Annotated in this window: 18 protein-coding genes; 12 read left to right on the forward strand and 6 right to left on the reverse strand. The window is 72.1% G+C overall.

Features of this window, described 5'->3' with window-relative positions; genetic code table 11:
• Positions 1 to 118: 118 nt before the first annotated feature.
• Positions 119 to 1795, reverse strand: a complete 1677-nt coding sequence (locus tag E4N62_RS08575) for a PucR family transcriptional regulator ligand-binding domain-containing protein (protein ID WP_230213341.1) — start codon at positions 1793 to 1795, stop codon at positions 119 to 121.
• A gap of 274 nt (positions 1796 to 2069) precedes the next feature.
• Between E4N62_RS08575 and E4N62_RS08580 the strand changes: the two genes are divergently transcribed.
• The 6 genes from E4N62_RS08580 (at position 2070) to E4N62_RS08605 (ending at position 10112) form a co-directional block, all read left to right on the forward strand.
• A complete protein-coding gene (locus tag E4N62_RS08580) occupies positions 2070 to 2960 on the forward strand; it encodes a xanthine dehydrogenase family protein subunit M (RefSeq protein WP_230213342.1) in 891 nt (296 codons plus the stop codon).
• Entirely contained in the window at positions 2960 to 3589 is a 630-nt protein-coding gene (locus E4N62_RS08585; RefSeq protein ID WP_230213343.1) for a (2Fe-2S)-binding protein, read from the forward strand. Before E4N62_RS08580 ends, E4N62_RS08585 begins: the two co-directional genes overlap by 1 nt.
• 3 nt (positions 3590 to 3592) lie before the next feature.
• Positions 3593 to 5980, forward strand: coding sequence for a xanthine dehydrogenase family protein molybdopterin-binding subunit (locus E4N62_RS08590; protein WP_230213344.1), 2388 nt, complete (start codon positions 3593 to 3595; stop codon positions 5978 to 5980).
• 314 nt (positions 5981 to 6294) lie between these two features.
• Positions 6295 to 7740 (forward strand): NCS2 family permease, encoded by a 1446-nt coding sequence (locus E4N62_RS08595; RefSeq protein WP_230213345.1) that lies wholly within the window; start codon positions 6295 to 6297, stop codon positions 7738 to 7740.
• A 69-nt stretch (positions 7741 to 7809) separates the two neighbouring features.
• Positions 7810 to 8964: an XdhC/CoxI family protein gene (locus E4N62_RS08600; RefSeq protein ID WP_230213346.1), complete on the forward strand. Its 1155-nt coding sequence runs from the start codon at positions 7810 to 7812 to the stop codon at positions 8962 to 8964.
• A gap of 182 nt (positions 8965 to 9146) precedes the next feature.
• Positions 9147 to 10112 carry a hypothetical protein gene (locus tag E4N62_RS08605; protein ID WP_230213347.1) on the forward strand — a complete coding sequence of 322 codons (966 nt, stop codon included), beginning with the start codon at positions 9147 to 9149 and terminating at the stop codon, positions 10110 to 10112.
• Positions 10113 to 10159: 47 nt separating this feature from the next.
• On the opposite strand, the gene E4N62_RS08610 is transcribed toward E4N62_RS08605, so the two are convergent.
• The 3 genes from E4N62_RS08610 to E4N62_RS08620 all read right to left on the reverse strand — a co-directional run bounded on the left by E4N62_RS08610 (position 10160) and on the right by E4N62_RS08620 (position 13089).
• The gene (locus E4N62_RS08610) at positions 10160 to 10810 is read right to left on the reverse strand and encodes a class I SAM-dependent methyltransferase (protein WP_230213348.1); all 651 of its coding nucleotides are present in this window, start codon (positions 10808 to 10810) and stop codon (positions 10160 to 10162) included.
• Between the two features lie 76 nt (positions 10811 to 10886).
• A complete protein-coding gene (locus E4N62_RS08615) occupies positions 10887 to 11342 on the reverse strand; it encodes an SRPBCC family protein (RefSeq protein ID WP_230213349.1) in 456 nt (151 codons plus the stop codon).
• Positions 11343 to 11739: 397 nt separating this feature from the next.
• Entirely contained in the window at positions 11740 to 13089 is a 1350-nt protein-coding gene (locus tag E4N62_RS08620; protein ID WP_230213350.1) for a Gfo/Idh/MocA family protein, read from the reverse strand.
• A 65-nt stretch (positions 13090 to 13154) separates the two neighbouring features.
• On the opposite strand from E4N62_RS08620, the gene E4N62_RS08625 reads away from it, so the two are divergent.
• The 5 genes from E4N62_RS08625 (at position 13155) to E4N62_RS08645 (ending at position 17419) form a co-directional block, all read left to right on the forward strand.
• Positions 13155 to 14450 carry an ABC transporter substrate-binding protein gene (locus E4N62_RS08625; protein ID WP_230213351.1) on the forward strand — a complete coding sequence of 432 codons (1296 nt, stop codon included), beginning with the start codon at positions 13155 to 13157 and terminating at the stop codon, positions 14448 to 14450.
• Positions 14447 to 15388: a carbohydrate ABC transporter permease gene (locus E4N62_RS08630; protein ID WP_230213352.1), complete on the forward strand. Its 942-nt coding sequence runs from the start codon at positions 14447 to 14449 to the stop codon at positions 15386 to 15388. The genes E4N62_RS08625 and E4N62_RS08630 overlap by 4 nt, the downstream gene beginning before the upstream one ends.
• Positions 15385 to 16257: a carbohydrate ABC transporter permease gene (locus E4N62_RS08635; RefSeq protein WP_230213353.1), complete on the forward strand. Its 873-nt coding sequence runs from the start codon at positions 15385 to 15387 to the stop codon at positions 16255 to 16257. Before E4N62_RS08630 ends, E4N62_RS08635 begins: the two co-directional genes overlap by 4 nt.
• A gap of 14 nt (positions 16258 to 16271) precedes the next feature.
• Positions 16272 to 16916, forward strand: coding sequence for a hypothetical protein (locus E4N62_RS08640; RefSeq protein ID WP_230213354.1), 645 nt, complete (start codon positions 16272 to 16274; stop codon positions 16914 to 16916).
• A 77-nt stretch (positions 16917 to 16993) separates the two neighbouring features.
• The gene (locus E4N62_RS08645; RefSeq protein ID WP_230213355.1) at positions 16994 to 17419 is read left to right on the forward strand and encodes an ankyrin repeat domain-containing protein; all 426 of its coding nucleotides are present in this window, start codon (positions 16994 to 16996) and stop codon (positions 17417 to 17419) included.
• 3 nt (positions 17420 to 17422) lie between these two features.
• Here E4N62_RS08645 and E4N62_RS08650 read toward each other — a convergent pair whose 3' ends face one another.
• Positions 17423 to 17797, reverse strand: coding sequence for a DoxX family protein (locus E4N62_RS08650; protein ID WP_230213356.1), 375 nt, complete (start codon positions 17795 to 17797; stop codon positions 17423 to 17425).
• 153 nt (positions 17798 to 17950) lie between these two features.
• Between E4N62_RS08650 and E4N62_RS08655 the strand changes: the two genes are divergently transcribed.
• A complete protein-coding gene (locus E4N62_RS08655) occupies positions 17951 to 18442 on the forward strand; it encodes a MarR family winged helix-turn-helix transcriptional regulator (protein ID WP_230213357.1) in 492 nt (163 codons plus the stop codon).
• Positions 18443 to 18529: 87 nt separating this feature from the next.
• Here E4N62_RS08655 and E4N62_RS08660 read toward each other — a convergent pair whose 3' ends face one another.
• Positions 18530 to 19546 (reverse strand): LacI family DNA-binding transcriptional regulator, encoded by a 1017-nt coding sequence (locus E4N62_RS08660; RefSeq protein ID WP_230213358.1) that lies wholly within the window; start codon positions 19544 to 19546, stop codon positions 18530 to 18532.
• Positions 19547 to 19630 lie beyond the last annotated feature (84 nt).

Genomic DNA, 19630 nt, shown 5'->3' on the forward strand with positions numbered 1-19630 from the left:
GTGGTGGCGGCATCTCAGCACGAATCCCGGGGCCCGGCCAAGGGGGGTGGGTGAAGGAATTCACAAAGTCATGGGGTGCGGACGGCGCACTTCGATCTTCGTCCACCACCCCCTGGCCTCAACTCATGCGCAGGGCCAGGAAGAAGTCCAGTTTGTCCTCCAGGCGGGAGAGGTCCCGGCCCGTCAACTGCTCGATGCGGCCCACCCGGTACCGCAGCGTGTTGACGTGCAGATGGAGGCGCGCGGCGCAGCGCGTCCAGGAGCCGTCGCACTCCAGGAACGCCTCCAGGGTGGGGATCAGCTCGGCGCGGTGCCGCCGGTCGTAGTCGCGCAGCGGGTCGAGGAGCCGGGCCGTGAAGGCGCGTCGCACGTCGTCGGGGACGAAGGGGAGCAGCAACACGTGCGAGGCCAGTTCCTGGTGGCCGGCCGCGCACACCCGGCCGGAGCGGGCCGCCGCCACCCGGCGGGCGTGCCGGGCCTCCTCCAGGGCGCCGCGCAGCCCCTCGGCGGAGTGCACGGCCGCGCTGACGCCCAGGGTGAGCCGGCCGTCGTCGTCGAGGCCGGCGCCCAGCGGGTTCCGTACGGCCGCGAGGAGGACGTCGGCGTGGATGCCGGCCTCGGAGCCGTCATGCTCGGAGGAGACCGCCGGGAGGGGGACGAGGGCGATGGCCTCCTCACCCGTATGGGCGACCGCGACGCGGTCGGAGGGCTCGGGGCCCGTGGACAGCGGGTCGACGAGGATCTCCTCCAGGAGCGCCTGGGTGACCGGGCCGCTGTGGACCTCGCCGCCCTCCCACTCCACCCGGGCGACGACGACCTGCCAGTGCGGCGCCGCCCCGAGGCCGGGCAGCAGCACCGGCGCGGCCACCCGCAGCCGGGCCGCGATCTCGGCCGGGGCCGCCCCCGCCTGCACCAGCTCCAGGACCTCCTGGGCGAGCCGGCGCCGTACCGTACGGGCCGCGTCGCGGCGGTCGCGCTCGACCGCGATCAGCTGGGTGACGCCGTGCAGCAGGTCGAGCCGTTCGGCGGGCCAGTCCCCGGCGTCGGCCTCGACCGCGAGGAGCCAGTCCGACAGCAGGGTCTCGCGCACGTCGCGGGCGCCGGAGTCCGTGCCCCGGCCCGTGCCGCTGATCGGGAAGAGCGAGTACGTGCTGGTGCCGACGGCCACGCGGTGCGGTCCGCGGCGCCCGGAGCGCGTCGCCGCCAGATGCTCGGCGGACAGCCGCGCGCGCAGCTCGGCGGGGAGGGCGCCCCCGGCGTCCTCGGGGCCCGCCACGAGCCGCCCGGCGGGGGAGAGCACCCAGGCGCGCAGGTCGAGGTCGGAGCCGAGCAGGTCCAGGACCACGTCCGGCCCGCCGCCCGCCGGGCCCGAGGTCATCATCCGGCGGTGCCGGTCCACCACGGCCGCGAGGTCCCCGGCGCGCTCGCCGGAGACCTGCCGTACGACGTGTTCGGTGATGGTCGCGAAGGCGACCGACTCGTTGACCGCGAAGAGCGGCAGCCGGTGGCGCGCGCAGGCCACGACGAGGTCCTCGGGGACGTTGCCCAGCTCGGCCTCCCCGGCGGCCAGCGCGGCGACCCCGGCGCCGACCAGGATCCGGACGAACGGCTCGGAGTCGGCGGCGTCGCGGCGCCAGGCGAGGCCCGTGAGCACCAGCTCGCCGCCGGAGAGATAGCGGCTGGGATCTCTGAGGTCGGTGGTCATCACACCGCGCACGACGCGGTCCAGCTCGTCCTCGCCGCCGAGCAGCCTGAGGCCCAGCGCGTCGGTGTCCAGCAGTGCGCGCAGGCGCATTCTCGTCGCCGCCGTTCCTGTGTCGAGACCTGTCGGGAACAAGGATGTTTCCGGGGGAATACCAAGAGGTTGCAGAGGGCCTCTGTTCATACGAATCTACAAGATGCGGGCCCTGGCCAGCCAACTCCTTCATGGATTCCGTGACTGACCGGGGTGGAGGAGGGCGCTGTGTACTGAGTCCCAGAACACATGAACAGCGCATGGACGAGCCGGGCCCGCCGCACACGATCTGGCTCAAACAGAACGACTCGAGACGAAGAAGAGAGCCGGTCAGATGGACTTCCTTCGCCCCGCCAGCTGGGAGGAGGCGCTCGCCGCGAAGGCCGAGCACCCCACCGCTGTGCCGATCGCCGGCGGCACCGACGTCATGGTCGAGATCAACTTCGACCACCGTCGGCCCGAGTACCTGCTCGACCTGAACCGCGTCGGCGAACTCTCCGAGTGGGAGGTCGGCGAGGAGACGGTGCGCCTGGGCGCCTCCGTCCCGTACACCCGGATCATGGAGAACCTCCGTACCGAGCTGCCCGGCCTGGCCCTGGCCTCGCACACGGTCGCCTCTCCGCAGATCCGCAACCGCGGCGGCGTCGGCGGCAACCTCGGCACCGCCTCCCCGGCCGGCGACGCCCATCCGGCCCTCCTCGCGGCGGGCGCACAGGTCGAGGCCGAGTCCGTACGGGGCTCGCGGCTCATCCCCATCGACGACTTCTACACCGGCGTCAAGCGCAACGCCCTCGCGCCGGACGAGCTGATCCGCGCGGTGCACATCGACAAGGCGGACGGGCCCCAGCAGTACTCCAAGGTCGGCACCCGCAACGCCATGGTCATCGCCGTGTGCGCCTTCGGGCTCGCCCTGCACCCGGCCTCGCGCACCGTCCGTACCGGCATCGGCTCGGCCGCGCCGACCCCCGTCCGGGCCCGGGCCGCCGAGGAGTTCCTGAACGCGGCCCTCGACGAGGGCGGCTTCTGGGACAACGGCCGGATCATCACCCCGTCGGTCGCCAAGCAGTTCGCGGACCTGTGCGCCGGCGCCTGCAACCCGATCGACGACGTACGCGGCACCGCGAGCTACCGCCGCCACGCGGTCGGCGTCATGGCCCGCCGCACGCTCATGTGGACCTGGGAGTCGTACCGCGGCACCGCCCGCGCCACGGAGGGAGTCGCGTAATGCGCGTCAGTTTCACGGTCAACGGCCGTCCGCAGGAAGCCGACGACGTGTGGGAGGGCGAGTCCCTGCTGTACGTGCTGCGGGAGCGGATGGGCCTGCCGGGCTCCAAGAACGCCTGTGAGCAGGGCGAGTGCGGGTCCTGCACGGTCCGCCTCGACGGCGTCCCGGTGTGTTCGTGCCTGGTGGCCGCCGGCCAGGTCGAGGGCCGCGAGGTCGTCACGGTCGAGGGGCTCGCGGACTTCGCCAAGCAGCGGGCGGAGCACGGCGGTTGCGCGGCCGGGGCGTGCGGTACGACCGGTACGACGGGCAAGGCCGGTACGGCGGGTACGGGCGGGACCTCGCTCGACGAGGCCAGGCGGTGGGCGGCCGGTGGCACCGACTCGCAGACCGGCGAGGGCACCGAACTCTCCCCGATCCAGCAGGCGTTCATCGACGCCGGGGCCGTCCAGTGCGGCTTCTGCACCCCGGGTCTGCTGGTCGCCGCCGACGAGATGCTGGAACGCACCCCGAACCCGAGCGACGCGGACATCCGTGAGGCGCTGTCGGGCAACCTGTGCCGCTGCACCGGCTACGAGACGATCATGGACGCGGTCCGCCTCGCGGCCGCCCGGCAGTCCGAAGGGGTCTGAACCATGGGAACCACCGGCCTGCCCACCACCCTCACCCAGGGCTCCCGTACCAAGGGCGGCATCGGCGAGTCCACGCTCCGTCCGGACGGCACCCTCAAGGTCACCGGCGAGTTCGCGTACTCCTCCGACGTGTGGCACGAGGACATGCTCTGGGGCCAGATCCTGCGCTCCCCGGTCGCCCACGCCGAGATCGTCTCCATCGACACCGGTGAGGCCCTCGCCACGCCCGGCGTGTTCGCCGTCATGACGTACGACGACCTGCCGACCGAGGTGAAGCACTACGGCCTGGAGATCCAGGACACCCCCGTCCTCGCCCACGGCAAGGTCCGCCACCACGGCGAGCCCGTCGCCATCGTCGCCGCCGACCACCCCGAGACCGCACGGCGCGCCGCCGCCAAGATCAAGGTCGAGTACCGCGAACTGCCCGTCATCTCCGACGAGGCCTCCGCGACCGCGCCGGACGCGATCCTCCTCCACGAGAACCGCACCGACCACCACGTCGGACACGTCCCGCACCCCAACATCGTCCACCGCCAGCCCGTCATCCGCGGCGACGTGGCGAAGGCACGCGAGCGCGCCGACGTGATCGTCGAGGGCGAGTACGTCTTCGGCATGCAGGACCAGGCCTTCCTCGGCCCCGAGTCCGGCCTCGCCGTCCCCGCCGAGGACGGCGGCGTCGACCTCTACATCGCCACCCAGTGGCTGCACGCCGACCTGCGCCAGATCGCCCCCGTGCTCGGCCTGCCCGAGGACAAGGTCCGCATGACCCTGGCCGGCGTCGGCGGGGCCTTCGGCGGTCGCGAGGACCTGTCGATGCAGATCCACGCCTGCCTGCTCGCCCTGCGCACGGGCAAGCCCGTCAAGATCGTCTTCAACCGCTTCGAGTCCTTCTTCGGCCATGTCCACCGTCACCCCGCGAAGCTCCACTACGAGCACGGCGCGACGAAGGACGGCAAGCTCACCCACCTCAAGGCCCGTATCGTCCTGGACGGCGGCGCCTACGCCTCCTCCTCCCCGGCCGTCGTCGGCAACGCCGCCTCCCTCGGCGCGGGCCCGTACGTCATCGAGGACGTCGACATCGAGGCCCTCGCCCTCTACACCAACAACCCGCCCTGCGGCGCGATGCGCGGCTTCGGCGCGGTCCAGGCGTGCTTCGCCTACGAGGCGCAGATGGACAAGCTGGCGGCGAAGCTCGGCATGGACCCGGTGGAGTTCAGGCGGATCAACGCCATGGAGCAGGGCACCCTCCTGCCCACCGGCCAGGCCGTCGACTCCCCGGCCCCGGTCGCCGAACTCCTGCGCCGCGTCAAGGCGATGCCCCTGCCGCCCGAGCAGCAGTGGCTCGCGGCGGGCGAGGCGGCGGACGTACGACAGCTGCCGGGCGGCCTGTCCAACACCACGCACGGCGAAGGCGTCGTCCGAGGTGTCGGTTACGCGGTCGGCATCAAGAACGTCGGCTTCTCCGAGGGCTTCGACGACTACTCGACCGCCCGCGTCCGGATGGAGGTCGTCGGCGGTGAAGCCGTCGCCACCGTCCACACAGCCATGGCGGAGGTCGGCCAGGGCGGCATCACCGTCCACGCGCAGATCGCCCGCACCGAGCTGGGCGTCAGCCAGGTGACCATCAACCCGGCCGACACCCAGGTGGGTTCGGCCGGATCGACCTCCGCGTCCCGCCAGACGTACGTCACGGGCGGCGCTGTCCGGAACAGCTGCGAGCTGGTCCGCGAGAAGGTGCTGGAGCTGGGCCGCCGCAAGTTCGGCACGTACCACCCCGCCTGGGCCACGGCCGAGTTGCTGCTGGAGGGCGGCAAGGTCGTCACCGACGCCGGCGAGGTCCTGGCCGACCTGGTGGACGTCCTCGGGGACGAGGCCGTCGAGGTCGAGGCGGAGTGGCGGCACCGGCCGACCGAGCCGTTCGACCTGCGGACCGGGCAGGGCTTCGGCCACGTCCAGTACTCCTTCGCCGCACACCGCGCCGTCGTCGAGGTCGACACCGAGCTGGGCATGGTCAAGGTCGTCGAACTGGCCTGCGCGCAGGACGTCGGCAAGGCGCTCAACCCGCTCTCCGTGGTGGGCCAGATCCAGGGCGGCACGACCCAGGGGCTGGGCATCGCGGTCATGGAGGAGATCGTCGTCGACCCGAAGACCGCGAAGGTGCGCAACCCCTCCTTCACGGACTACCTCATCCCCACGATCCTCGACACGCCGACCATCCCCGTCGACGTGCTCGAACTCGCCGACGACCACGCGCCGTACGGGCTGCGTGGGGTGGGCGAGGCACCGACCCTGTCGTCGACTCCGGCCGTGCTCGCGGCGATTCGCTCCGCGACGGGGCTGGAGCTGAACAGGACGCCGGTACGGCCGGAGCATCTGACCGGTACGGCCTAGTCTTCGCCGGGCGCCTATGAGCTCGGGGGTGCGGGATCTTTGGCGACCGCGGGTCCGGTGGGGGCTGGTCGCGCAGTTCCCCGCGCCCCTGAAAAGCAGGGGCTGCGCCCCATGCTTTTCAGGGCCCGTAGGGCCGTTGCTTTAGGGGCGCGGGGAACTGCGCGAGAAGCCCCACCCACCCGCACCCGACAACGCACCCCACAAGCACACCCACCACGTTCGCCTCGGGCCGTCCCCCGGGTCGGGCAACTTCCCAGAACCCGCCACTGCCCAGTGCAACGGCCGCGTCCCTGTGAACCTTGGGAGAACGCCCCATGACCCAGCAGTCGCTCAAGCCGAGGACGGCCCCCGACGGAACCCCCGACCAGGTCGGCCGGTCCCGTCTCGACCGGTACTTCCACATCACCCACCGAGGATCCACGCTCGCCCGAGAGGTCCGCGGCGGCGTCACCACCTTCATGGCGATGGCGTACATCCTCCTGCTCAACCCGCTCATCCTCTCCGGCCCGGACGCGGCCGGCGCCACCCTCGGCCAGAAGACCCTGATCACGGCGACCGCGCTCGCCGCGGCCGTCAGCACGCTCCTCATGGGCGTCGTCGGCCGGGTCCCGCTCGCGCTCGCCGCCGGCCTCTCCGTCTCCGGCGTCATCGCCTCGCAGGTCGTCCCGCAGATGACCTGGCCGCAGGCGATGGGCATGTGCGTGATGTACGGCGTGATCATCATGCTCCTGGTCGTCACCGGCCTCCGCGAGATGATCATGAACGCCATCCCGCTGGCCCTGAAGCACGCGATCACCATGGGGATCGGTCTGTTCGTCGCGCTGATCGGGTTCTACAAGGCCGGATTCGTGCACCAGGGCAAGGCGACCCCGGTCAGCCTCGGCCCCACCGGCGAACTCGCCGGCTGGCCCGTCCTCCTCTTCGCGGTCACCCTCCTCGCGATCTTCATGCTCCAGGCCCGGGGCGTCCCCGGCGCGATCCTGCTCGGGATCGTCGGCGGGACGGTCGTAGCCGTGCTCCTCAACGCCCTCGACGTCATCGACCCGAAGCAATGGGCGGGCGGCGCACCCGAGTTGCACGGCAGCGCGGTCTCGATGCCGGACTTCTCGCTCTTCGGGCACGTCGAGTTCGGCGGCTGGGGCGACGTCGGCGCGATGACGGTCGGCCTGATCGTCTTCACGCTCGTCCTCGCCGGGTTCTTCGACGCGATGGCCACCATCATCGGCGTCGGCACGGAGGCGGGGCTCGCCGACGACAAGGGCCGGATGCCCGGCCTGTCCAAGGCGCTGTTCATCGACGGTGCGGGCGGCGCGATCGGCGGTGTGGCCGGCGGCTCCGGCCAGACGGTGTTCGTCGAGTCGGCGACCGGGGTCGGCGAGGGCGCCCGCACGGGCCTCTCCTCCGTCGTCACCGGCCTGTTCTTCGCGGCCTGTCTGTTCTTCACCCCGCTCACGGCGATCGTGCCCGGCGAGGTCGCCGCGGCCGCGCTCGTCGTCATCGGCGCCATGATGATGATGAACGCCCGGCACGTCGACTGGTCCGACCGTGCCACCGCGATCCCGGTCTTCCTGACCGTCGTGATCATGCCGTTCACGTACTCCATCACCGCGGGCGTCGCCGCCGGTGTCGTCTCCTACGTCGCCATCAAGCTCGCCCAGGGCCGGGCGAGGGAGATCGGCGCGTTCATGTGGGGCCTGACGGCGGTGTTCGTCGTCTTCTTCGCCCTCGACCCGATCGAGAGCTGGCTGGGCGTGCACTAGGCGGACCGGGCCTCGCGGCCCACCGCCGGGTATCGTCCGCGCAACCGTTGCCTGTGAGGAGACCGAGAGATGCTGGACATCGCCGAAGAGCTGCACCGGTGGGTCGGGCAGGGGCGTGACTTCGCCGTGGCCACCGTGGTGGCCGTCGGCGGCAGCGCCCCCCGGCAGCCGGGCGCCGCCCTCGCGGTGGACGCCGACGGCACGGCGATCGGCTCGGTCTCCGGCGGCTGCGTCGAGGGCGCCGTCTACGACCTGTGCCGCCAGGCGCTGGAGGACGGCGAACCCGTCCTCGAACGCTTCGGCTACAGCGACGAGGATGCCTTCGCCGTCGGTCTCACCTGTGGCGGGATCATCGACATCCTGGTGACACCGGTGCGGGCCGGCGACCCCGTCCGCCCGGTGGCCGCCGCCGCGCTCGCCTCCGCCGCGGGCGGGGAGGCGGCGGCCCTCGCCCGGATCGTCTCCGGCCCGGCGGAACTGCGGGGCCGGGCCCTGCTGGTCCGCCCGGACGGCTCGTACGACGGCGGGTACGGGGCTCACCCCGAACTGGACCGTACGGTCGCCGCCGAGGCCCGCGCCCTGCTGGACGCCGGCCGCACCGGCACCCTGGAGATCGGAGAGCAGGGCTCACGCTGCGGAGCGCCGCTCACGGTCCTGGTGGAGTCCTCGGTGCCGCCACCCCGGATGATCGTCTTCGGCGCGATCGACTTCGCGTCGGCGCTCGTCCGGATCGGCAAGTTCCTCGGCTACCACGTGACCGTCTGCGACGCCCGCCCCGTGTTCGCCACCCGCGCCCGCTTCCCCGAGGCGGACGAGATCGTCGTCGAGTGGCCCCACCGGTACCTGGAGCGCACCTCCGTCGACGCCCGTACGGTCCTCTGCGTCCTCACCCACGACGCCAAGTTCGACGTCCCGCTCCTGCGTCTCGCCCTGCGGCTCCCCGTCGCCTACGTCGGCGCCATGGGCTCCCGCCGCACCCACCTCGACCGCAACCAACGCCTCCGCGAAGTCGGCGTCACCGAGCTGGAGTTGGCCCGGCTCAGGTCCCCGATCGGGCTCGACCTCGGCGCCCGCACGCCGGAGGAGACGGCCCTGTCGATCGCCGCCGAGATCGTCGCCGACCGGCGTGGCGGCAGCGGGGTCCCCCTGACCGGCGCGCACACCCCGATCCACCACGACGCCCCACGCGCCCTCACGGAACTGCCGAGCCTCCGCGTCTCCTGACTCCGACCCGCGCCGCCGACTTGACCCCCCGGGAGGACAGGCCCGACCGTTGCGACAGGACAACAGCGCGACGGGGGCGGACAGTTGACCACGATGACCGGTGGGGCGCCCGCACGGGGCGGGGCCGAGAGGCGGGACGGTGGACTCGCGACGGGCGCGGAGGCGGAGGTGGAGGCGGACGAGTGGGGCGGGGCGCCGCCACCGGGGCCGCCGCGGATGACGGCACGCGGTCGAGCGGCAGCACGGCTGGGAACGCCGGCATCAGGACCGCAGGGGACGGCGAGGACGGTGACGCGCCCTCAGACCGTGACGCCGGTGGCGAGGCCAGGGCCTCGAGCGGCGACGCCGATGGCGGCGCTGCCCCGAGCACGGACGGTGACGCCCACAGCGGTGACGAGGCTCGCACCGCTGATGGCGATGACGACGGGGCCGGCGGCGGCTCGGGTGGCGACGACGGCTCGGGTGGCGGCGGCTCACGTGACGACGGCTCGGGTGGCGACGGCTCAGGCGACGACGGCTCGGGTGGCGACGCCGACTCCGCCGCCCCCGGAAGCGACGGCCCCGCTGACGACCGCCGCCGACTGTCGACCGTCTCGACGGCGATCCTGGGCCTCTTCCTCCTGACCGATGTCGTCTTCGTCTGCGGAGCCCTGGTGACCCTCTGGCCGGCGGTGCTGGCGACGGTGGAGCCCGGGGCGGAGCCCACGGCCACCGCGCGCTGGTCGCCGTTCGGGCTGGGGGACTGGTCGCTGACCGCCGACACCGCGATGCTGCTGGCCGTGGTCGTGTGCAGCGCGCTCGGCAGCTTCGTCCACGCGGCCACGTCGTTCGCGACGTACGTCGGCAACCGGCGGCTCTACGCGAGCTGGCTGTGGTGGTACCTCCTGCGCGCCGGCATCGGGGTGGCCCTCGCGCTCCTGGTCTATCTCCTGCTGCGCGGTGGCCTGTTCGCCGGCAGCTCCGGGGCCGGGGCGACCAACCCGTACGGCTTCTCCGGCATCGCCGGGCTCTGCGGACTCTTCTCCAAGCAGGCCACCGACAAGCTCCGCGAGATCTGCGACACGCTCCTCAGTACGACGGGCGACGGCGACCGCGACCGCCGCGACGGCCTGTCCACGTCCCACAACGGCGACCCGGGCCCGTCCTGACGGCGGTCGGCTCATGTCTCCCGGCCTCCTCCCGGGCACCCGGTAGTTCACTCCGGCTTGCGCGCCAGCACATACGCCTGTGGGGTGTTCGCCGGTGCGCCGGGCCCGTCGGCCTCCCGCACCAGCCGCGCCGACTCCACCAACCCTGCATCGCCGAGCAGCTCGGCGATCCGATCAGGCGGGAAGCGGTACACGTCGAGGTCGAGGGGGTGACCGTAGGCGTGCGTCAGGTGGACGGACTCGTCGCCGACCTTGTAGGCCAGCGCCAGGAGGCCCCCAGGGGTGAGCACCCGCTGGAACTCCCCGAACAATTGGGGGAGTTCAGCGAGCGGGGTGTGCACCGTGGAGTACCAGGCGACGGCTCCCGCCAGGCAGCCGTCCGCGAAGTCGAGCGCGGTCATCGTGCCCACGTCGAACCGGAGGCGCGGGTGGGCCCAGCGGGCCACGGCGACCATCTGGGGCGAGAGGTCGATGCCACAGATGTCGAGCCCCAGCGAGGCCAGATGGCCGGTGATCCGCCCCGGCCCGCATCCCAGATCCGCGACGCGTCCGCCCCCGGCATCCAGCACCCGATCGGCGAACACTCCGAGCATGGCCCGCTCGAACGGGCTCTTCGCCAACTCGTCTCTCAGCAGCATCTCGTAGTCGGTGGCGACCGTGTCGGAGGACTCCCGCGTGGTGTGGTGGTCTGTGCTCATGGTTCGGACAGTAGGGGGAGGGTCTGACAGCGAGGTCCGCACCGCGGCCGACGACAGGACTGCCGGGACGGCCGACTCAGTCCGTACGCCGGCCGTCGTCCCCGAGCAGTCCGTCCATGGCGCGGCCGAACATTCGTCTAGCCGTCCACGCCAGCGGGCGGTCGAAGGGACCCGGCAGCCATCGCACCCGCAGGTCCTCGCGCCAGACCGTGCGGGAGGCGCCGTCACCGTACGGATGGACCTCGATCTCGGCCCAGCCGGTGACGAACGAACCACGCTTGACGAGGCGGCACTTCCCGGGAGCCCCGGCCTCCGGTGGCTGCCAGAGAGTGACCTCCATCGAGTCGTCGAAGGCGAGCGGCCCCACACCGCTGCGGGCCACGAAGACCGTGCCCTCTCCGGTCGGCGGAGGCGTGCGCACGGTGACGCGGGTCAGCGGTACGACGTCCGCGTGCCGGGACCAGTCGGTCAGGAGCCGCCAGGCGCGGTCCACGGGGAGCGGGGAGAGGCGTTCCAGGAGGAAGAGAACCACGAGGTGAGCGTAAGGGAACAGCCGAGGCGGAGGCGGGTGCCGGGGCACGCGGAGGGTCGCGTCGCGCCCGGATGTCCCGACGCCCAGCCGGCCCTCCCGGCGCCTTCGGCTTCGGCACCCACACCTGCGCCGACTCGCCACTCGCCCGCGAACAACTCCGCCTGACCCTGGCGGTGTTGACCGGCCGCCTGCCGGGCCTGCGCCTGGCGGACGGCCAACGGATCGCCATGCGACCAACGGATCACCATGCGATCGACCATGATCCACCGCTCCCCGGAGCGCCTCGAACTCCTCTGGTGACCCGCCGCACCTCCTGAACGGCTCGCCACGCCCGGCCGGTCGAGGGCGAGACACTCGTGCCGCCCGCCCCGCCCCGCGCCGACCGCCCGGCGCGGGCTCACACGTCCAGCAGATCCCGCGCCATCACCGGCGCCCCCGTCTCCAGCGACCGGTTCGCCGCCAGGCCCGTCACCAGGGACCGTGCCCCGTCCACCGCGTCGGCCGCCCGCCCCAGCGCGTCCGGCACACGATCCCCGAACAGGTCGGCCAGCATGCGGACATCGCCACCGCCGTGCCCTCCCTCGGCCGTCTCGACCTTCACTTCACGAGGCGGCTCCCAGAACCGGCGTACGAGCAGCTGTGTCCTGCCCGGCTCCTCGCCCGCCTCGGCGCCGTGCAGCACCGGGCTCGCCCCGGTCACGGGGACGTGCGGCCGGGTCCACGTCGACTCCTCCACCAGCAGCTCCACACGCCCCTCGCTGCCGTTGAAGGCGATGCGGTAGCCCTCCCAGGGGGAGTAGGCCGTCAGGTGGTAGGTCAGGGTGGCGCCGGACGCGTAGCGCACCAGGACCGCCATGTCGTCCTCGATGGTCACGCCGGGGCCGAAGACGTTCTGGTCGCGGTGATAGCCGTCCGCCCCCTCGGCGTCCAGGTAGAGCGCGCTGAGGACGGGGGAGTCCGCCAGACGCAACGCGAAGGGGTCGTCCTCGGCGGCGGGGGAGCCGTGGGCGCGGGCGTAGTCGCGGGCGAGGCCCCGGCGCCGGCCCGCCTCGTCGCCGTAGAAGAAGAGGCCGCCCTGGGCGAACACGCTCTCGGGGCGGGTGCCGAGCCACCAGTTGACCAGGTCGAAGTGGTGGCTCGACTTGTGGACCAGCAGCCCACCGGAGTCGGCCTTGGCGCGGTGCCAGCGGCGGAAGTAGTCCGCGCCGTGCCGTATGTCCAGCAGCCACTCGAAGTGCACCGAGCCGACCTCGCCGATCTCCCCGCTCGCGAGCAGCTCCCGCACGGCGCAGTGGACGGGGTTGTAACGGTAGTTGAAGGCCACCCGCACCTCGCGGCCCGTCCGGCGACACGCGTCCAGGACGCGGCGGGCGCGCTCGGCGTCGGTCGTCATCGGCTTCTCCGTGACGACGTCGCAGCCCGCCTCCAGGGCCCGCACGATGTAGTGGTCGTGGGTCCGGTCCACCCCACACACCACCACCAGATCGACCCGCTCGCGCCGCAGCATCTCCTCGAACTCCCCGGCGGCGTAGGCGGGTACGGGCGCGCGGCCCGGGTGGTCGGCGGCGATCCAGGCGTTGTGGACGGCCATCCGAGGCGCGTTCGGGTCGCAGAGGCCGACCAGTTCGATCCGCTCCGCGAAGCGACCCGTCAGGGCCTCGGTGAACATCCGTGCCCGGGCACCGAGACCCACCACGGCCGCACGGCGGGGTTGTAGGGAGGTGGTGCAGGGGTCTTGTTGTGACATCCGGACCTTCCCTAGGGTCACTACGGGGGGTGGAAGCGCTTTCTAGTGAAAGAGGTGACCCACTCATGCCCCGAATCAGGACGAAGGAGTCCTGGAAACCCCGTGCGGCGGCCACCGTGCTGGCGCTCTGCGCGCTGCTCACCGGCTGCTCCGGACCGGACGGGTCGGGCGGCGTCGGCGGCGAGGTCGCCCTGCGCTACACCTGGTGGGGCAACCCCGACCGGGCTGCCAGAACCCAGGCGGCCGTCGAGCTCTTCGAGAAGAAGAACCCGGGGATCGACGTCCAGACCTCCTTCGCCGGCTACGAGGCGTACAAGCAGAAACTCGCCACCCAGGCGGCCGGCGGCGACGCCCCGGACGTGATGCAACTCGACTACCGGATGATCGACCAGTACGCGTCCGGTGGCGTCCTCCTCGACCTCGCAGAACAGCGACGCGCCCTGGACACCGCCGAGTTCGAACCGGGACTGCTCGCCACCGGCAGGGTGAACGGCAGGCAGTACGCCGTACCGCAGGGCCGCGGCACCGAGACCATGGTCTACGACACCGAGAAATGGCGGGCGGCCGGACTCGCACCGCCCCGGGTCGGCTGGACCTGGGGCGAATGGGCCGACGCCATGCGGACGGTGGCCGAGAAGACGGGGGAGCCGGGCGGCACCGACCCTGGCCAGAGCGAGGACGCCTTCGAGATCTGGCTGCGCGGCCAGGGCAAGGCCCTGTACACCGAGGACCGCCGACTGGGTTTCGACGTCGATGACTTGACCCGCTGGTGGACCTTCACCGACCGACTGCGCAGAGAGGGCGCCGTCTCGCCGGCCGAGCAGACGACCCAGCTCGACGGCTCGGTCGAGAACACCCCGCTCGGCCGGGGCAAGGCCGCCTCCGACGTCAACTGGGACGCCCCGGCCAGCGGTTACCTGGCGCTCGTCCCCACCGGGATCTCCCTCGCCCCCATGCCCGCGGGCGAGGACGGCACTGCGGGCCAGTACTTCAAGCCCTCCATGTTCATGGGGGTCGCCGCCGACTCCGGCCACCCGGAGGAGTCCGCCCGGCTCGTCGACTTCCTGCTCAACGACGACGAGGCCGCGCGGATCCTCGGCGCCACCCGGGGCATCCCCGTCAACGAGACGATCCGCGAGGACATCGCGACCGACCTCAAGGACTTCGACAGAACCATCTACGAGTACCAGGCCACGGTCGAAGGAAAGCTCGACCCGCCGCCCCAGGCGCCCCCGTCGGGCGACAGCGCCCTGCAGACCACGTTCCAGCGCGACTACGACCAGGTGTCCTACGAGCGGATGTCCCCCCGCGAGGCCGCCGAGAACTACCTCATCGAGGCGAAGGCGGAGCTGAGGTCATGACCACCACACAACTGCCGACGACCGTACGGAAGAAGGGAGTTCCCCCGCCGGAACGGCCCGGACGCCCCCGTCGGCGCGAGGGCGCGGCCTGGGTCTTCCTGTCCCCCTGGGTGCTCGGGGCCTGTGTCCTGACCCTGCTCCCGATGGCCGTCTCGCTCTACCTCTCCTTCACCGACTACGACCTCTTCAGCGCCCCGAACTGGGTGGGCCTGCGCAACTACACCCAGATGTTCACCGAGGACCCGCGATATTGGCGCTCGGTGGCGACGACCCTGATGTACGTCGTCATCGCCGTCCCGCTCCAACTGGCCCTCGCCCTCCTGGTCGCCCTGGCCCTGAGGAACATGAAACGCGGACGGGGCTTCTACCGCTCCGCCTTCTACGCCCCCTCCCTGCTCGGCGCCTCCATGTCCATCGCCCTGGTCTGGCGGGCGATCTTCAACGACGGCGGCACCGTCGACAACCTCCTCGGCACCGGCGGCTGGGTCAACCGGCCGGGCTGGGCGCTGTTCGCGGTGGCCCTGCTGACGGTGTGGCAGTTCGGCGCCCCCATGGTCATCTTCCTCGCCGGACTCCAGCAGATCCCGGGGGAGTTGTACGAGGCGGCCGAGGTGGACGGCGCGAGTGCCTGGCGCCGCTTCCTGTCGATCACGGTCCCGATGCTGTCGCCCGTGATCTTCTTCAACCTGGTCCTCCAGACCATCCAGGCCTTCCAGGTCTTCACGCCGGCCTTCGCGATCAGTGCGGGCAAGGGCGGCCCCGCCGACTCCACCCTCTTCTACACGCTCTACCTCTACGACCGGGGCTTCGTCGCCTCCCACATGGGCTACGCCTCCGCCATGGCCTGGGTGCTGCTGCTCGCCATCGGCGCGGTCACCGCGATCCTCTTCCGCACCTCCCGCTCCTGGGTCTTCTACGCCTCCGAGGGGGACCGATGACCAGCACCACACCCGCAACGCCCCTGCTGCGCAAGCCCGTTGCCTGGCGGCGGGTGGCGCTGCACGCCGGCTGTCTGGCCGCGCTCCTCGTCATGCTCTACCCGCTGGCCTGGCTGCTGGCGACCTCCGTGAAGCCCGCCGACGAGGTCATCGCCAGTCTCGACCTGCTGCCCAGCCGACTTCAGTGGTCCAACTACGAGACCGCGCTCGACGGCGTCAACGACGTGTCGGTGGGCCGACTGCTCGGCAACTCCCTGCTGATCGCCGGTGGCGCGGTCGTCGGGAACGTCCTGTCGTGCTCCCTGGCCGCGTACGCCTTCGCCCGGCTGCGCTTCCGCCTCCGGGGGCCGCTCTTCGCCTTCATGATCGCGACGATCATGCTGCCGCACCACGCCGTGCTGATCCCGCAGTACATCATCTTCAACCAGCTCGGCATGGTGAACACCTACTGGCCGCTGATCCTGCCGAAGTTCCTCGCCACGGAGGCCTTCTTCGTCTTCCTCATCGTGCAGTTCATGCGCGGACTGCCGAGGGAGCTGGAGGAGGCGGCCCGTATCGACGGATGCGGCCCGTTCCGGAGTTTCCTCTCGGTGATCCTGCCCCTCACCCGGCCCGCCCTGATCACCACCGCGATCTTCACCTTCATCTGGACCTGGAACGACTTCTTCACCCAGCTGATCTATCTCTTCTCGCCCGAGAAGTTCACCCTGACCCTGGCCCTGAGGTCCTTCGTGGACGCGTCCAGCACCTCCGCGTTCGGCCCGATGTTCGCCATGTCCGTCATCGCCCTCCTCCCGATCGTGCTGTTCTTCCTCGCCTTCCAGCGGTTCCTGGTGGAGGGCATGGCCAACTCCGGGATCAAGGGGTGACGGGGGTGCGCCCCGTGCGGACGAAGAGGGAGCCGGGCGAGATCTTCGGCCCCCGGATGACGCTGTTCGCGGACGTACTGAGCCTGGGCGTCGTGGTGGCGGTGGTGAGCCTCCCGCTGGTGACCCTGCCGGTCGCGCTCTCCACCGCCTGTGCGGTCCTGCGGGGCGTACGGGAGGACCGCCCGGTCACGGCCGCCCGGTTCCTCGGGGCGCTGCGCCGGCGGCTGCGGCTGGGCGACCTGGCCGCCGGGTTCCTCGCCCTCGCGGGCCTGGCCCTCGCCCTGGTCGACCTGGCCCTGGCCGGTGCCGGGCTCCCCGGTGGCCGGACCTTCGCCCTCCTCGCCGCCGCGCTCGGCACCGGCGCCGCCGTGATCGGTCTGCGGGCCTGCGCCCGTTCCGAGTCGGTCGACGACTGGCCCGGGGCGGTACGGGGCGCGGCCCGCGACGCGGTGCGCGATCCGGGCGGCAGCGCCCTGGTCGTCCTCGCCGTGGCGACGGCCGTGGCGAGCGCCTGGATGCTGCTGCCGCTCGTGTTCCTCGTACCGGGACTGCTGGCGCTGGCGCTCACGGCCGTCGACGTACGTGGAGAGGTACAAGGAGAGGTGCACGGACCAGTCGACGGGCGCGAAAAAGCGGTCGCCACACGGGAGGGCGTGTGATGGGCTGACCCCCTTGACGGGCCGATGCCGTGCGACGTGCCGACGCCCCGGACACGCCGAGAAGGGACAGGGCGACGGTGAACAGACGGCGGCGGAAGAAACTGTCGAGCCGGCTGGTGTCGGCCGCGACGTTCGGCGACACCGCCGCCGTCGACGCGTTGCTGCGCGCCGGAGCCCCCGCCGAGACGACGGACGCCGAGGGGACGACGCCGCTGTACGCGGCGGCCGTGAACGGTGCCGCCGACACGGTCCGCCGCCTGCTCGCGGCCGGGGCCGCGCCCGACACCGAGAGCGGACACGGCGCGGAGGGCACCCCGCTGTGCGGCGCCGCCTGCTGGGGACACACCGAGACGGTGCGCGAACTCCTCGCCCACGGCGCCGATCCCGACCTCCGCGAGGACCACGGTACGGGCCGCTCCCCGCTCGACTGGGCGGCCGCCGGCTTCCACACCGAGACGGCGGCCGTGCTGCTCACGGGCGGCGCCCGTCCTGACACGGAGTAGGACTCAGAACGCGTACGGCCCGAAGCGGCCCCAGGCCACCACGATCGCCAGGACCAGCAGCACCAGGCTCGGTGCCGTCTCCTTGGTCTCGCCCCGGCGGAGGTGGAAGACGACCGCGCCGAGCATCGTGACGGCCAGACCGGTCGCCGCGAGCGGGACGAACACCGTGGCCATGTCGAGGACCGCCGGAAGGATCAGCCCGATGGCGCCCAGGCCCTCCAGCGCGCCGATGGTCTTCACCATGCCCGGGGAGAAGGAGTCGACCCACGTCATGCCGGAGGCCGACAGCTTCTCCTTGGACTGGGCGGTCTTCATCAGGCCGGCGGCGAGGAAGGCGGCCGCGAGCAGGCCCGCGATGATCCAGAGAGTGACGTTCATGGCAGGTTCTTCCTCAGGAGGGACGAGAACGGGTGGGTTGAATGTTCAAGAGAAGTGGAGGCTCAAAACGTAGGCTGATCAACTTGAAGCGTCAAGTCATTCGACGGGCCGGAACGGGACTGGTCGATGGTGGCCGCACGTAGAGTGGGCGCCATGGAGACACCGCAGCAGTCGCGTTGGCTGACCGACGAGGAGATGGAGACCTGGCACGCGCTGGCGGGCGTGATGGTCAGGCTGCCGAGCGCGCTGGACGCGGAGCTGCAGCGGGACGCGGGTGTCAGTCACGTCGAGTACGTGGTGATGGCGATGCTGTCCCAGACCGAGGGGCGCACGCTGCGGATGAGCGACCTGGCCGGGTACGTCGGTTCGTCGCTGTCCCGGCTCTCCCACCTCGTGAAGCGGCTGGAGAAGAGCGACTGGGTGCGCCGCGAGCCGGATCCCTCCGACGGGCGCTACACCCTGGCCGTCCTCACGGACGCCGGACACGCCAAGCTCGTCGCGAGCGCGCCGGGCCACGCCGCCGCCGTACGCCGCTATGTGTTCGACGCGCTCACCCGGGCCCAGCAGCGGCAGCTGAGAGACATCGGCCGGCGCATCTGGCGGACCGTCGCGCCCGACGACCACTGCCTGCCGCCACCCAGCTGACGGCTCGTCACCCTGCCCCGGGCGCGTGCTCGACACCGACGAGCCCGGACGGCCTTTCAGCGGCCTACCGGCGGGCCGGCCGTTCTCTCACCGGCCGCCCGGCGGGCCCGTGGTCCCCCGGACCTCCAGCGTCGGCGTGGTGAGGACGACCTCGGCGGGGCGGGCCGGATCGGCGATGCGGTCCAGCAGGCACTGCGCGGCGGCGCGGCCCACGTCGTGGCTGGCGTTGTCCACGGTGGTGAGCCAGAGGTGGCGCAGCCGGGAGACGTACGTGTTGTCGTAGCCGACGAGGGACAGGTCGCGCGGCACCCTCAGGCCCAGTTCCTCGGCGGCGGAGAGCGCGCCCACACAGGCCATGTCGTTGAACGCCACGACGGCGGTGGGGGGTTCGGGGCGGTTCAGCAGCCGGACCGTGGCGCGGTAGCCGCCCTCCTCGGTCAGGTCGCCCCGCTCGACGGCCGCCAGTTCGCCCAGCCCGTGCTCGCGCATCACCGTCTCGAAACTGCGACGGCGCAGCGCCCCGACCACACCGTCCCCCGCGATGTGCGCGATGCGCCGGTGGCCGAGGCCGACGAGGTGCTCGGTGGCGAGACGGGCGCCCAGCTGGTCGTCCCCCGCGACGACGTCCACCTGGGGGAGCGCCGGCTCGCGGGCGCCCGCCACCACCGTCGGGACGAGCCCGGCCGCCGTGCGCAGGGCCTCGGAGGGCGGCAGGGTGCCGACCGCGATCAGCCCGTCGACCCGCAGCTCGGTGAAGGTGCGGGTGAGGTCCTCGCCGAGCCGCCGGTTGAGATGGCCGTCGGCCAGCAGCATGCGCAGACCGTTGTCGTGCAGCCGGGAGTTGAGGCCGTCGAGCAGCTCCACGAACCAGGGGTTGCGCATGTCGTTGAGGAGGACGCCGACCGTGCGGGTCCGGCGCTCGCTCAGGCTGCGCGCGGCGGCGTTCGGCCGGTAGCCCAGCTCGTCCACGGCGGCCAGCACCGCCTGCCGCTTCTCCTCGCGCACCTGCTGAGAGCCGCGCAGCACCAGCGAGACCAGCGACTTGGACACGCCGGCCCGCTCGGCGACGTCGCGGATCGTCGGGTTCGCGGGTCCGGATCTCATGGCCTGGACCGTTCCACAGCGGGGTGCCGGTGTCAAAGGGCTTGACAGTGCCGGAGCATGCCCGCAGTGTGAGCGGCGTACGCT

Origin of the sequence: Streptomyces sp. MNU76 (assembly GCF_020982545.1) — a bacterium.
In the GTDB taxonomy this organism is placed as follows: domain Bacteria; phylum Actinomycetota; class Actinomycetes; order Streptomycetales; family Streptomycetaceae; genus Streptomyces.